We start from the raw sequence: 14,713 nt of genomic DNA, 5'->3' as shown, positions 1-14,713 counted from the left end.
ATAACCTAGAAACCACAGCCGCATCCAGCCTAAAAATCTCCACTTAACCACGAACATCACGGAGATTCTTTGATATGGATATTCAGAGCCGCAACAAGCCCCACACCTCGCCGGTACTCCCCAGAAGTGGCGGCAATCAAAACCAACAGGTGCGCAATGCTGCCGAACACCTGAACAACTTTTCCAACGGGACAAAAAACCCACCACACGCACAGCAAGGCGGTAACGGACACAAGGATCTGTTGCAAAGCATTATGAACCTGATTCAGCGCCTGCTGGCACAATTTAACAAAGAACCCACGCCGCCGAACGTACAGCCGGTTTACGGCGCGATCATTCCCGACAAACCACCCGTGCAACCGGTTTACGGCGCAATTATTCCTGATGAACCGTCCGTGCAGCCGGTTTACGGCGTAATCCTTCCCGGTGAACCGAAAACAATCTAAGGCCAGCACCACATGACCGACACCCAAACAACCACACAATATACCCCCGGCGAACGCAGTTGCTACGCCGTCTGGGAGATTACCCTGAAATGTAATCTCGCCTGTAGTCACTGCGGTTCACGGGCGGGTGATGCGCGGGTCAATGAATTATCCACGGCTGAAGCACTGGATTTGGTGCATCAAATGGCGGATGTCGGCATCACCGAAGTCACGCTGATTGGTGGCGAAGCTTTCTTGCGCAGCGACTGGCTAGAAATAGCGGCTGAAATCGTTAAATGCGGCATGATTTGTTCCATGACCACGGGTGGTTATGGCATCAATTTGGTCACTGCCCAACGCATGAAAGCGGTGGGTATCAATCAGGTATCCGTTTCCGTCGATGGAATGCGCCACACCCACGACCGTTTGCGTGGCAAAATCGGCTCATGGAAATACGCCTTTGAAACGATGGGGCATTTACGTGAAGCAGGCATTCCGTTTGGTGCCAATACTCAGGTTAACCGCCACTCCGCACCTGAGTTTCCGTTGTTGTTTCAGGCATTAATTGATGCCGGAGCAAAGGCATGGCAAATCCAAATGACCGTGCCGATGGGTAACGCAGCAGATAATTCCGACATCCTGTTGCAACCCGATGAATTGCTATTATTCCATCCCCTGCTGGCAAACCTCGCCAAACGTGGCTACCCGCAAGGCTTTTATGTGCAACCCGGCAATAATTACGGCTATTACGGCCCGTATGACCGCATGTTGCGCGGCTTTGGCAAACCTACCGAATGGTCATTCTGGCAGGGCTGTTTTGCAGGCTTGCGCACGATTGGCATTGAAGCGGATGGCACAATCAAAGGTTGCCCGTCGCTGCCGACCGCTGCTTATTCGGGCGGAACTATTCGCGATGCTTCACTGGCGACTATTCTCACCGAACGCGACGAACTCACCTTCAACCTAAGTGCCGGAACACCTGCCGCCACGGATCACTTGTGGGGCTTCTGCAAAACCTGTGATTTCGCGGCATTGTGCCGGGGCGCGTGTAATTGGACAGCACACGTATTCTTTGATCGGCGCGGTAACAATCCCTATTGCTACCACCGCTCACTGGTCAATGCCGCGAATGGCGTGCGCGAACGTTTCGCCTTACGCAAAGCCGCCAGTGGTTTACCGTTCGACAATGGTATTTTTGACCTGTTTGCAGAAGATGTACTCACCCCGACTACACCCGACCCGATGCGTTTCACATCCGATAAAATCCAATGGCCGGAAGCATGGTTGGCGGAAAACCCTGAATTATCCAGCGCATTACAGCAAGAGGCAGAACAAAATGTCAGGGATATGCGCAATGCCCGTTCATCCGCCCAGATTTGACCAAATAAATTAATTTAATTATATTAATCCCACAGTAAATGAACCCTTGCCTGTTGAACAGTGGATCGCTGTTCGCGCATAAAGCCTGTCAAAGCGACATCAGCTTGCTCTTTACTAGGGCGGGGACTGACTAGTAGTGCGAATTGCATTGCGTTTCTAGGAAACCAATATCGCACTACTAGTCGTCCCCGCATCGAGTGTAGCAAGCTGATCTTCTGGATGAACGAAGGTATTTACTGCCCAATAGCCGACTTCGTGTCGGCTATTTCATTAAAAATAACGAAAAATCAGGGATTTGCATGAGCCAACTCACCCGCCAGCAACTCTACGACAAGATTAAAGAAACCTCCAAGGATGAATATATCCTCAGTGAGATGCAACGCTTGGGCTATTGGAAGGAAGACGCACAGCCGACGCTGGCCGAATCCCTGATCAAACGCCGGGGCGATTTGCAACGCCAAATCAATGCCTTATCGTCGCAAATTACCGACCCGAAAGCCGCGCTCAAAGCCATCCACCAAGAACGCATGGCAGCAGCCCGCCAGCAACGCATTGATACCAAGGTCAAACGCGAAGTCGACCGCTACCAACGCGCACAGGCTTGGCACGAAAAGCAGCAAAACCACATCCATTACCTCGGTGACGCTGCCGGATTCAAACCCTCCGCCACTGACGATGTATCCGACGCAGAACGCCTTAACAGCCTTGGCTTACCCGTCTATTCCAACGCCGCAGAACTCGCCGCAGGCATGGGCATTACCCTCAATGAATTGCGTTTTCTGACCTATAGCAATCAAGTGTCGCGGGTGTGCCACTACCAACATTTTGCGATGCAGAAAAAGTCCGGCGGCACACGCCTGATTTCCGCGCCGATGCCACGCCTGAAACGCCTGCAATACTGGGTGTTGGACAATATTCTGCAACCGCTGGAACTCACCGAACAAGCGCACGGTTTCGTCAGAGGGCGCAGCATTGTCAGCAATGCCCAGCCGCATTTGGCGCAAAAAGTCGTGATCAATATGGATCTGAAAGACTTTTTCCCCACCGTTACTTACCCGCGCATCAAAGGCACGTTTGCGCAACTCGGCTACAATAACGAAATCGCGTCCCTGCTCGCGCTGCTGTGTTCCGAAGCCGATACGCAAACCGTGGAAATGGACGGGCAACGTTATTACCTCAACAGCACCAGCCGCCGCTTGCCACAAGGCGCACCGACCAGCCCTGCCTTGAGCAACGTGATTTGCCGCACGCTGGATAAACGCTTGCAAGGCTTGGCGACCAAACACGGTTTTGCCTACACCCGTTACGCTGATGATTTGACCTTTTCCGGCTCGGATACTGCCGCCGTTCCCGCCCTGTTGTACGGCGCAAAAGCCACGGTGACAGCGGAAGGTTTCAACGTCCACCCTGACAAAACCCGCATCATGAAACAGGGCAGCAAGCAGGAAGTCACTGGCATTGTGGTCAATCAACACCTGTCGGTCGATAATAAAAAGCTTAAGCAATTCCGCGCCCTGCTGTTCCAGATCGACAAAGACGGTTACGCCGATAAAAGCTGGGGCAACGGTTACAACATTTTGGCAAGCATCAAAAGTTACGCGCATTACGTGCGCATGGTGAACCCGGAAAAAGGCAGCCAATTTCTGCAACAGATTGCCGTCATCCAGCAAAAACACGGCAAACCGAATGTAGCGATGAAGTTCAGCAATACGCAATTCCGCGAACGCGCCGCGCAAGGTAAGTTACCTCTGGAATACATGCAGGTTGCGCCCGTCAAGCCAGCCCCGACGCTGGATGACACGATTCAACACCGCGATGTCCTGATTGAAGTGCAACAAGCATTGGGGATACCGTTTCCGGCAGATGTCCTCTTGCCTGTTACACCACCACCTACACCCGACCAGCCGCAAGGCTTGGTATCCACGCTAATGTCCCTGCTGAGAGGTAAATCATGAAACTGATTCGCCGTACTACCCTACGCTTTCAGGACGGCACGTCCGACAAAGTGTACGAAGTCGACATCGTGGAAGCCGCTGATGACAGCTATTTGGTCAATTTCCGCTACGGACGTTCCGGCAAACCGTTGACCGAAGGCAGCAAAACCGCCGCGCCCGTGGATTCTGCCAAAGCCAAAAAAGTCGCGGATAGCTTGCTGGTCAGCAAGATGAACAAGGGCTACCAAGTGCTAATGGGCTACAACCCCGTGACGGGCGAAACCATCGGGGCTAGTGCCGCCGCACAACCTGCCGCCGCGCCCCGCAAAGGCAAAAAAGCCCAAAGCCGTGATCAGCAAATCCTCGAACGCCTGCACAAGTTCGCTGAAGGTGACAAACATGCCGATAGCACTGGCTTGATTGACGGCTACAGTTTGAGCCGCAGCGTATGGAAAGCGGGCGAATTGCGCATTCCTGAACTCGCCCCAGCTCTGCAAACCTTGCTTGCCAACTTGCCTACAAAAGCCAAAGACGATGCGATGACGTATTACAGCATCGCATGGGCAGCGGGGCGTACTCATGATTCCGCCGCGTTCGCCGTATTGCAGCAACTCCAAGACAAAATCCCCGCACACCTGTACCAGTTTGCGTGTTTGCAAGTCGGGCAAAGCCCGGAAAGCGTTTTGCCGGAGTTAGACCAAACTCTGGATGCGGTGCAAGCCATTGAAGCCATCCAAGCCTTCGACCATTACGCCGCGATGTCGTTTGATCGTGTGAACAAGGAAGATCGGGCGTACATCCAGCAAGTGCTGCATTGGCAAGGGTTGACTGCCGCCATTGAGCAAGCCTTAAGCCAAACCGTATTGACAGATGCCGATCAGGATTTCATGCCACTGCGCGTCGATGCTGCCAGTTATGCCACAATTCAAGCCAACAAAGCCGCCGTGCCGGAACTTGAACCCGCGATTATGGACGTATTGCGTTACCACTATAACGCCTTGCTGGATCAGAAAAAGCACGAATACCAAGCCGATTTCGACCTTTACACCCAACTATTGGCAGGCATGAATCTGCAAACCGTGCTGGCAAACGACACTTGGAGCATTGACCGCGCCAACGAAGGCAATGTGCAATACTTGTGGGGTGACACCAAACGCAACCTGCAAAATGCTCTGAAAGCCACCGGCAAAGTCAAAAATATCAGCAGCTTGTGGCAACGCGTTACCAACTACTACGACCTGCAAAGCAAACGCCAGCAAGACGTTTCCTCTGACCGTTTGCAGCAATGCTATGCCATCCTGAAAACTCATGATGCATACCACGATGTGGTGAACCGCGTGGTGCGCAAGATCAGCGCTGACCGCTGGTTTTATGGCTACCAGCATGAGGTTGATGCCGCCATCCGCAGCAAATACGATACCTCGCTGGCTTACCATGTGCGCCGCTTGTTCCAAGACCGCTTTGCCGATTTGCGCCAAGAAGCCCTCCAACCCAAAGAACAATTGCTGGAACATTACAGCCAGCATGTGGTGAATTTGTACGCGCTTGCCAGCATCCAGCCGGAAAAACGTGCGGTGGCATTCACCACGATTCAGAATGCGCCCGTGAATCACTCATTCACAGCATCCTTCCGCAAACTCTACAAAATGGCGGAGTTTTTGGATGACCACGCCGCGCTGGCAATCTTGAATCATCGGCTAGAAACTACCCCCGACGATGGCAGACGGCAAAGCTGGCGCGAAGAAAATCCCAGTTTCACCCAGCAAAGCAAACGCTATTTGCGCCGCCGTACCATGCGTCATTTACGCAATCTCGGCAAATTTGCCCCCAACGATTATGTGCAACTGGCGCGAGAAATACTGGTATTGGCGGACGATGCTTCGCCGCTGGCACAACGTACCCCGAAGAAACAGCTTATTTATTTCCCAGCATTAGCCGGTATGAATTTCATCTTGCATCGCCACAGCCATCTGTACGAAGAGAGCTATAAAGGTGAATGGGTGCTGCACGAAAACCGTTCCAGCGAAGCCAATCAGCCGGAAGCGTTTGCCACACTGTGGGCATATGCAGGGCAAGATTTGCTCTACATTTTGCGCCACTGCCAAGCCGCGATGGTGAATGATTTTGCTTTCCGTCGCCTGCAACCACAAACCGCCTTCTTGCAGGAACAAACGCAAGCAACCTGGTTGGAACTGGTGGTGCGCCCTTACGAAAATACCGCGTTGCTGGCGTTGGAACATTTGCGCGACAACTTGCAGCAAACTGAGGTGGTATTCGCGCTGTTGAATGCGCAGTTTGCCGCTATCCGCCATCATGGTTTGGCGAATCTGACACCGGAGCATTTTGCGCAACACCCCGATTTATTGCTGAATCTACTGCTATCGCTACACGATGATGTGCAGTTGTTCGCCAAGAATTACGTGTATGCAATGCCCAACAACCACACGCTGTTGCCGCTATTATTGGCTCGCCCCGAACCTGCGCTGCAAGCCTTGGGCATTGCGCTGATTGGCAAATTGAGTGATGCCGAAAAACGCGAATACCGTGTGCTGCTGTTCAATGCGCTGACCGATGAAAATGCTGAATTGCGCCGTGGTGCGCGGCTGGCGGTGTTGTCGGTCAACGATGCCGACTTTCAGAAAGACATTTTCGCGCACATTCTACCGGTGCTGTTCAAAGCCGAGCCTGTTGAAGGTTACAGCGACGATATGCTGGCGATTGTGCAAGCGGTTGCAGCGATTCACGCCGATATTGATCAGAACTTACTGTGGCGTTTGCTGACCGCGAAAAGCAAATTGGCGGAACGGGCGGGCGCACTGATCTTGCCTGCTCACCCTGCTGGCGCGTTTTCAGTCAAGCAGTTGGCAATGTTGACCAAAATTCCCACTTTGCAAGTACGGGCGTGGGCAATGGCAGCATTGCAAGCCGATCCTGCGCGGGTAACTGAGCAATTCGCCGAAGCGGTGCGGATTTTAGACAACCGTTGGGACGATACCCGCACTCAAGCGATTGCGTTGTTTGCGGCGTTTGCGGCGGACTTTTGGACAAGCGAGCGCGTGGTGGCAGTGTGTGATCAGGTCTATCACGATGTGCAACAATTCGGACGCGAACTGGTCTTGCGCGGCTTTGAACAGGGCGAAGGTGAAACCTATTTGCTGCAATTGAGCCAGCACCCTGCCAATAACGTGCAATTGTTCGTGTCGAATTTCTTGCAGCAATACGCCAGCGGCAAGCCCGATACCATCCTCAAACTGCAAGGCTATTTCAGTACCGTCTTATCGCAAGTCAATCGCGGGCGTTTGGTGAAAGATCGGGTGATTGCATTCCTGTTCACCGAATCTGGCAAGGATGAGCAAGTCGCCCGCATGGTTGCCTCCCTATTTAGCGAGCAATCGTTGAGCCGCGTGATTGCCGATAAAGCACGTTACATCAAGACCTTGTTTGAATTGCAAAACCGCTACGGCATCCAACAAACACCGGTTCACGTCATCGCACCCGCAGTGAGGGCTTACTGATGGAATTTTCCCGCAAATACCAAGGCAACTCGCAAGTCTCGAACACTAGCCGTGAAACGAATATGTCCTTCGTGCCGGATGCGTTGCGTAACCCGACGTTTTTTGCAGCGGATTTGGGGCAACATATCCCGTTCCGCGAAGCCATGTCCGCGCTGCATCAAGTAGTGGTGTCAGATATGAGCTTCCAGCCTAAAGACAAATCCGATTACAAAGCGTGGCTGAAAGCGCAAGAGGATGTGTTCTTGGCGGAAGCAATGGCAAAACAGGGGCAAATCAAAGCGCAACTGGACGAATTACGCCAGCAAATGCGCGAAGTGCAGCAAGCAGAAACGGCAGTGTTGTCACCGTTTTATAAAGCGCGTTCTGAGTATTTCCAGTATTTGTACAAGAACGATATTGATGCGTGGTATGTGCTTGACCCGGTGATTACCGTTCACCCCGACAGTATTTTCTTTGAATGCTTTTCGCAGGACGAGTCGAGTTACGGCAAATTGAGCTGCCGCTACGAAGTGTTTGAGAATGTGCGCGAACACGCTTACGGCACGACCAATATCGACTATTCGCACGAGTTGTATCAGGAATTCCAGAAAATTCGTGATTACAAGCGCACCGAATTTGTGATTGATCCGTCTGGCTTTGAGGTGAAAACCGACCTGAGTGATGACTTCAAGGAAGAGAAAATCGACCTGCCCGACAGTTGGGTACGCGGTTTCCTGCAAGTCAGTTCGGCGATGAGTTTACCGTTTACGACCTTCAACCTGCACCCGATGGATATGTACAATATCTTGCTGTTTTTAAAGCGGCACAAGGAAAAGACAGGCCCCCGTTCATTGCGGTTTTGCCTGACACCGGATCAGCCGATTCAGGTGAAGTTTGATCCGTGGGGCGAAACCTTGACTTGTCCGCGCAGTATTTACACGGGCAATACGGCGCAGGAAGTGCGGATTTGGGGGCGGCGGCGTTTGTTCATACTGGAACGTTTGTTGCCCATCGTGAAGCATTTCCGCGTGAGCTTGCTGGGTTCGGGTTTGCCGAGCTTTTGGGTAGCGGAAATGGAGCACATGACCTTCACGCTGGGCTTGTCGGGTTGGAGTGCCAATGACTTTTCGCGCATGGGCAATTTCGATTTGATGGCTCCACGGGGTGAAGTCGATAGCGTCACCGCCGAGCGCGTGTTTGCAGCGTTGCAGACTACTTGGCAGGAAAGTGCTACATCGCTGGCATTGCGCTTAGGATTAGACGAGCTAACCGTAAAATCCGCACTGGGGATTTACTCACAATACGGGCGCGTATTGTATGACATGGATAAGGATGTATACCGCCTCCGCGAACTTAGCAAAGACCCATTGCCAATGGATAAACTGCGTTTCAGCAATGAGCGCGAAGCCAAGGCAGATAATTTCCGTAAAGCGGGTTTGGTGACGGTGATTGCGCGAGAAGCGCAGCAGAATGGACGGCAGTTGGTGCGCGGCGAAGTGATCGACAATGCACACACGTATCAACCGGAGATTACGCTGGATGCGGATATGCGACTGGTGGAAGCCAAATGTTCTTGCCACTTCTACATTCAGAACAAGCTGAATCAAGGGCCGTGTGAACATATGTTAGCGGTGCGCTTGGAAACCAATAACGCCAATTCCTAGTAAAAAGCTAAGGTTTATGGGTAATTGTAACCGAGAACTTCTACAATCCAATGATTGTAATATTGGTAGCAAAAGGAAACTGTTATGTTTAATCCCATTGAAATTCCCTTCGGTGCTACGATGTTATTCAACGTTGTCGATTTGAAAGAAGGCGTCACCGTTGAAGATGTCGAGTTATTACTGGGCGAAATGTGTAATGTCGTCAAAAATAACTACGGCGATGATAATGGCGGATTTATTGGCGGACAAGTCTACCGCAATGCCGGTTTTATTTCCGAAGAAGGCAGCGTCGGTAGCGATGACAGTCACAAAAATAAGCGCGTTAAGCAAAATATGGGCGATATTGTCATCGTGACTTATTGGAAGTCGTTTGAACAACACGAAAAATCTCATGCTGATAAATTGTTTAAAGAGAAATTCTCACAATTAGCGGCATTTTGTGATGACACCTATGAAGTCGGCTATGAAATGTTATGGCAAGGCGTACCTGAAGCACATTAAGGCAACTTAATTGGCTGTCTTTGCAGCGACACGCTGGCGTAACACGTCCAACTGTTGCAAGGTAGCGTAACCATCCGCTGGGAAACCCGCCTCTTGTTGCCAACGCCGCAAGGCGGAACGGGTATTTGGCCCCAATTTGCCATCTACCCCCTCGGTGCTATAACCCGCCATCGTCAGCAAGGACTGCAATTCGGATTTCTGAGCATGGCTCAATGGTAATTCTTCGGTCGGCCAAGTTGCCGATAATGGCGGTTTGCCTTGAATACGATCCCCCAAATAACCGACGGCGAGTGCGTAATTCTGCGCATTGTTGTACTTGAGAATTGCATCGAAATTGCGTAATGCCAAAAACGCCGGGCCTCGATGCCCCGCAGGTAACAACACAAAGGCATTGCTAGTGCTGCTATCCAACACCTGTCCATGAACAGCCGTCACGCCCGCAATCTTGCCCCAGATATTCAGCGGCAACCAGAAATCCACATCCGCTTGCGACCAGTCGAAATTCGCTGGCAAACGCACTTCAAAGCCCCACGGCTGATCGCGTTCCCAACCAGAATTTGCCAGATAATTCGCGGTGGACGCCAATGCATCGGGAATGCTGTTCACCAAATCGCGCTTGCCATCGCCGTCAAAATCAACTGCGTAGGCTTCAAACGTCGTGGGGATAAATTGCGTGTGTCCGATAGCACCTGCCCATGAACCCTGCATGGAAATGGGCGGCATATCGCCATTTTGCACAATGCGTAAGGCTGAAATGAGTTGTGCCTGCCAGAATTCACGGCGGGCTGGTTCCCCTGCATACGCCAGCGTTGCCAGTGAACGTACAATGCTATAACGCCCGGTATGGTTGCCGAAATTGCTTTCCAGCCCCCAGACCGATAATAGGTATTCGGGTTGTACGCCGTATTGCGCGTGGATACGGCTTAATAGCGGTGCGTAATCGTGTAAAAAGGCTTGCCCTTTGGCGATACGTTCGGGGGATGCGGCGGTTTCGAGGTATTCCCAAACACTTTTGGTAAATTCGGGCTGATGTGCTTCCAGACGCAGGACTTTTTTATCGGGCGACAAGCCCCGCAAAGCCCTATCCACGTTGTCCGCGTGGATGCCTTTGTTAATGGCGACCTGACGAAATTGCTGCTTCCATGCATCAAACGCACTGTCAGTCCTGGTTCCGTACCCGAACAACAGCACAACAAGCAATAACACTACCGGCAACCCATGTAACCACTTCTGGTTCATTCAGCCGTTCCATACACTCGAAAAATCATCGACGTATAATAGCAGAGATATTCGGAAAGGTTGGGTGAAGAACAAACTTTAGTCTTTTTTCTTACCCACCGGACGGGCAAACGGGCTGACATTACCCACAGCCCCCGAACCGTCTAGTGCCAGAATTTTGCTGACACCCGTGTGTTCCACTTCGTCAATACGGATCACGGAATGGATGGGGATGAAGCTGCGCTTGACCGCTTCAAACTCCGTTTTGAGGCGCTCTTCAGCGGGGTCGATCACCACGCTGCTTTGCGTACCGAAAACAATTTCTTCCACCACGACAAAGCCGTACAGGTCCGACTCGTAGACCTGACGGGCAAAAATTTCGTAAATCTTGTCTTGGTTAACAAAAGAAATGCGGTAGATGCTGCGGTCGCTGCTCAACGGTTTTGCCTCAAAGAATAATTATCAGGGGAAAAATGGGCTAGTTGTAGCAGAAAACGGGCGGAAAGTCACTGAGTTGACTTTTTTGCTTTTTGTCTTGAACTAGGATTCATGGGATTAAAAGATGACTAGGATGAAGAAAGATAGAGAGCACCTCTTCATCTTGGTAATCCTATAATCCTAAAAATCCCAGTTCAAGACGATTATTTTCCTAAACGCGCATCAATAATTTGCTTCCACTTCGCAGGTCCGGTGGTATGCACGGACTCACCGTTGCTATCCACCGCAACCGTGACCGGCATATCCTTGACCTCGAATTCGTAAATGGCTTCCATGCCGAGTTCGGGGAACGCTAACACTTTCGCGCCCGTAATCGCTTTGGATACCAAATACGCCGCCCCACCGACTGCCATCAAGTAAACAGCACCGAATTCCTTGATCGCTTCAATCGCAATCGGGCCACGTTCGGATTTGCCGATCATGCCCAGTAAGCCGGTTTGTTGCAGGATTTGGCGGGTGAATTTATCCATACGGGTGGACGTAGTAGGGCCAGCAGGGCCGACAACTTCATCACGCACAGGGTCAACCGGGCCAACGTAATAAATGAAACGCCCTTTCAAATCAACCGGCAGCGTTTCGCCCTTGTTGAGCATGTCGATCATGCGCTTGTGCGCGGCGTCACGCCCCGTCAGCATTTTGCCTGACAGTAATACGGTTTCGCCCGGTTTCAGGTTACGCACTTGTTCGGGGGTGATGGTGTCGAGATTAACGCGGGTGGCTGACGCGCCGCCTTCCAGTGAGATTTGCGGCCAGTTGGATAAGTCTGGAGGGGTTTGCAACGACGCGCCGGAACCGTCCAGCACGAAATGGGTGTGGCGAGTTGCAGCACAATTGGGAATCATGCACACGGGCAAGGATGCGGCGTGAGTTGGGTAGTCTTTGATTTTGACATCCAGCACTGTGGTCAAACCGCCCAAACCTTGTGCGCCTAAGCCGAGGTTGTTGACCTTTTCGTAAAGTTCCAACCGCAATTCTTCGACGCGGTTTTGTGCGCCACGCGCTTGCAATTCTTGAATGTCGATGGGTTCCATCAGCACTTCTTTCGCCAATACAGCGGCTTTTTCCGCCGTACCGCCAATGCCAATGCCGAGCATTCCCGGTGGACACCAGCCTGCTCCCATCGTTGGCACGGTTTTCAACACCCAATCCACAATGCTATCGGAAGGGTTGAGCATGACCATTTTGGATTTGTTTTCAGAACCACCGCCCTTGGCCGCAACGTCAAACGACACAGTGTCGCCAGGGACGATTTCGTAATGGATCACCGCTGGCGTGTTGTCTTTGGTATTTTTCCGCGCCCCCGCTGGGTCGGCGAGGATGGACGCACGCAACACGTTATCGGGGTTCATGTACGCACGGCGCACGCCTTCGTTGATCATGTCGGACAGGCTCATGTCGCCTTCCCACTGCACATTCATGCCGACTTTGACGAAGACGGTAACGATGCCGGTATCTTGGCAAATCGGGCGATGCCCTTCGGCACACATGCGCGAATTGACGAGGATTTGTGCAATGGAATCCTTCGCGGCAGGGGATTCTTCACGTTCCCACGCCTTATGCATCGCCTCGATGAAATCGACGGGGTGATAATACGAAATGAATTGCAACGCATCCGCCACACTGGCGATTACGTCGTCTTGCTTAATAATGGTCATGGCTCAACTCCCTTGGTGGTTAATCAACTGCGGGCGGCGACTGTTTTTGTTGTGGCGCACAATCGTAGGTGAAAATGCGCGTGAATACCATTATTTCGTGCGCTATTTCATCTGCTCAATGTAGGCTTTTGCAAAGCGTTTGCCTAATTCCATTTGTCCTGCCGCATCGTAGTGGATGCCATCACTCTGCTTACCCAAACCGTCAGTGGATACCATCAAAGCCCCTGGCAATTGCTGCTGGGCGGCTTGCTGCTGATTGCGTACCGACGCGATGGATTCGGCATGTTTCTCGTGATCCAGATTGACCTGCCCGTAAATGAATAAACTGTCGGGGGAAGCCAAATCAGTGCGCAATTGTGTCACCAAGGTGGTCAAGCGCTTGCCGTATTGCTGGGCAACACCGATGGATTCTTGCGCATCGCTTTCCCCCTGCATCCACAAAATCGCGTCTGCCTGCAAGGTCGTGTCTTTGGGGGTGGCAAAACCCACTTGGCGTAGCAAAGCTTTATAGAGCGCTTGCTCCGGTTGCCATTGCTGAATCAGGCTGCCCGATGCGGCTTGTTTCACGAGAATAATAGTATCGTTGGGAAAAGCGCGGGCGACATCGTGCGCAAAGCTAACTTCGGGGCCAAACCACGCAAATTTTGCCAGCGGGTGTTCGCGCCCTTGGTAGAAATATTTCACATTCGCGGGGGTGGTCTTATAAGTAGCAGGTAACTCATGTACCTTGCCGCGCCCCATCATATTGGACTGTCCAGCCAATACGATCAGTCGATCTTTCGCCCACACGGTGGGAGTTTGCGCCAGCAGCACGAGTGCCAGCAAGGGCATCCAGAAGAATCGCATGTTTCCTATACCTTGTTTTGTCATCACGCAACTTTAGCATATATACTTCTCTTCATCTTGTTTAACCCCAGAAGACCCTCATGCGTGTACTTGGAATTGAAAGCTCTTGTGATGAAACCGGCGTGGCGTTGTACGACACCGATAAAGGCTTGTTGGCGCATCGCTTGTTCAGCCAGATTGCGATGCACGCCGAATACGGTGGCGTAGTACCGGAATTGGCATCGCGGGATCATATTCGCCGTGTGTTGCCATTGCTGCGCGAGGCGTTGGTGGATGCTGATATGACAATGGCGGATATTGATGGCATTGCCTACACCGCAGGGCCGGGGCTGATCGGCGCATTGCTGACGGGGGCTGCGATTGCACGGTCGATGGCATGGGGCTTGAATGTTCCCGCCGTGGGCGTGCATCACATGGAGGGGCATTTGCTCGCGCCGATGTTGGAAGAAAATCCACCGGAATTGCCGTTTGTGGCGTTGCTGGTGTCGGGTGGGCATACCATGCTGGTGGATGTGCCGCGCATTGGCGAATACCACATTCTGGGCGAAAGCGTGGATGATGCGGCAGGTGAAGCGTTTGACAAGACCGCCAAATTGATGGGCTTGGATTATCCGGGTGGCCCGTTGTTGGCAAAACTGGCGGAACAAGGGCGTGAGGGGATGTACAAATTTCCACGCCCAATGGTGGATCGACCGGGCTGTGATTTCAGCTTTAGCGGTTTGAAGACGTTTTCGCTGACGACTTGGCAAAAGTCTGGGCAAACAGAGCAGGATAAAGCGGATATTGCACGAGCGTTTGAAGACGCAGTAGTAGACACGCTGTTTATCAAATGTCGGCGGGCGTTGGAACAAGCGGGTCGCAAGCGGCTGATTGTGGCGGGTGGGGTCGGCGCGAATCGCCGCTTACGGGCGCGATTGGCAGAATTGCCGGGGGAAGTCTATTTCCCGCGTTTGGCATTTTGCACCGATAACGGCGCGATGATTGCGTATGCGGGCGCGTTAAGGTTACTGGCAGGGGTAAGCGAAGCGGCAGTGATTAATGCGCGTCCGCGTTGGCCATTGACCGAACTGGACGCGATTTAATCTCATGCAAACCGTT

At 52.2% G+C, this 14,713-nt stretch carries 11 protein-coding genes; 7 read left to right on the top strand and 4 right to left on the bottom strand.

Annotation, left to right across the window (positions count from 1 at the left end; all coding sequences use genetic code 11):
* Nucleotides 1-74 precede the first annotated feature (74 nt).
* From L2Y54_RS12650 to L2Y54_RS12625, 6 genes are all read left to right on the top strand, one after another.
* Nucleotides 75-446 (top strand): hypothetical protein, encoded by a 372-nt coding sequence (locus L2Y54_RS12650; RefSeq protein ID WP_236496509.1) that lies wholly within the window; start codon nt 75-77, stop codon nt 444-446.
* A gap of 12 nt (nt 447-458) precedes the next feature.
* A complete protein-coding gene (locus L2Y54_RS12645; RefSeq protein WP_236496507.1) occupies nt 459-1,805 on the top strand; it encodes a radical SAM/SPASM domain-containing protein in 1,347 nt (448 codons plus the stop codon).
* A 299-nt stretch (nt 1,806-2,104) separates the two neighbouring features.
* Nucleotides 2,105-3,760, top strand: a complete 1,656-nt coding sequence (locus L2Y54_RS12640) for a reverse transcriptase family protein (RefSeq protein WP_236496506.1) — start codon at nt 2,105-2,107, stop codon at nt 3,758-3,760.
* On the top strand, nt 3,757-7,254 hold the full coding sequence (locus L2Y54_RS12635; RefSeq protein ID WP_236496504.1) for a hypothetical protein: 3,498 nt from the start codon (nt 3,757-3,759) through the stop codon (nt 7,252-7,254). Before L2Y54_RS12640 ends, L2Y54_RS12635 begins: the two co-directional genes overlap by 4 nt.
* On the top strand, nt 7,254-8,897 hold the full coding sequence (locus L2Y54_RS12630; RefSeq protein ID WP_236496503.1) for an SWIM zinc finger family protein: 1,644 nt from the start codon (nt 7,254-7,256) through the stop codon (nt 8,895-8,897). The genes L2Y54_RS12635 and L2Y54_RS12630 overlap by 1 nt, the downstream gene beginning before the upstream one ends.
* Nucleotides 8,898-8,981: 84 nt before the next feature.
* Nucleotides 8,982-9,398, top strand: a complete 417-nt coding sequence (locus L2Y54_RS12625; protein ID WP_236496501.1) for a hypothetical protein — start codon at nt 8,982-8,984, stop codon at nt 9,396-9,398.
* Between the two features lie 6 nt (nt 9,399-9,404).
* Here L2Y54_RS12625 and L2Y54_RS12620 read toward each other — a convergent pair whose 3' ends face one another.
* The 4 genes from L2Y54_RS12620 to L2Y54_RS12605 form a co-directional block, all read right to left on the bottom strand.
* Nucleotides 9,405-10,637, bottom strand: a complete 1,233-nt coding sequence (locus L2Y54_RS12620; protein WP_236496499.1) for a lytic murein transglycosylase — start codon at nt 10,635-10,637, stop codon at nt 9,405-9,407.
* A 78-nt stretch (nt 10,638-10,715) separates the two neighbouring features.
* Nucleotides 10,716-11,054, bottom strand: coding sequence for a DUF1820 family protein (locus L2Y54_RS12615; protein WP_236496497.1), 339 nt, complete (start codon nt 11,052-11,054; stop codon nt 10,716-10,718).
* A gap of 203 nt (nt 11,055-11,257) precedes the next feature.
* Nucleotides 11,258-12,769: a fumarate hydratase gene (locus L2Y54_RS12610; protein ID WP_236496496.1), complete on the bottom strand. Its 1,512-nt coding sequence runs from the start codon at nt 12,767-12,769 to the stop codon at nt 11,258-11,260.
* Nucleotides 12,770-12,871: 102 nt separating this feature from the next.
* Nucleotides 12,872-13,615, bottom strand: coding sequence for a sialate O-acetylesterase (locus L2Y54_RS12605; protein ID WP_236496494.1), 744 nt, complete (start codon nt 13,613-13,615; stop codon nt 12,872-12,874).
* An 80-nt stretch (nt 13,616-13,695) separates the two neighbouring features.
* Here L2Y54_RS12605 and tsaD point away from each other — a divergent pair, with 80 nt between their 5' ends.
* Nucleotides 13,696-14,697 (top strand): tRNA (adenosine(37)-N6)-threonylcarbamoyltransferase complex transferase subunit TsaD, encoded by a 1,002-nt coding sequence (gene tsaD, locus L2Y54_RS12600; protein WP_236496492.1) that lies wholly within the window; start codon nt 13,696-13,698, stop codon nt 14,695-14,697.
* The last annotated feature ends 16 nt before the right edge of the window (nt 14,698-14,713 follow it).

Origin of the sequence: Thiothrix winogradskyi, assembly GCF_021650935.1 — a bacterium.
In the GTDB taxonomy this organism is placed as follows: domain Bacteria; phylum Pseudomonadota; class Gammaproteobacteria; order Thiotrichales; family Thiotrichaceae; genus Thiothrix; species Thiothrix winogradskyi.
Note: the sequence above shows the minus strand (reverse complement) of the source record. Positions and strands in the feature narration are given on the sequence as shown.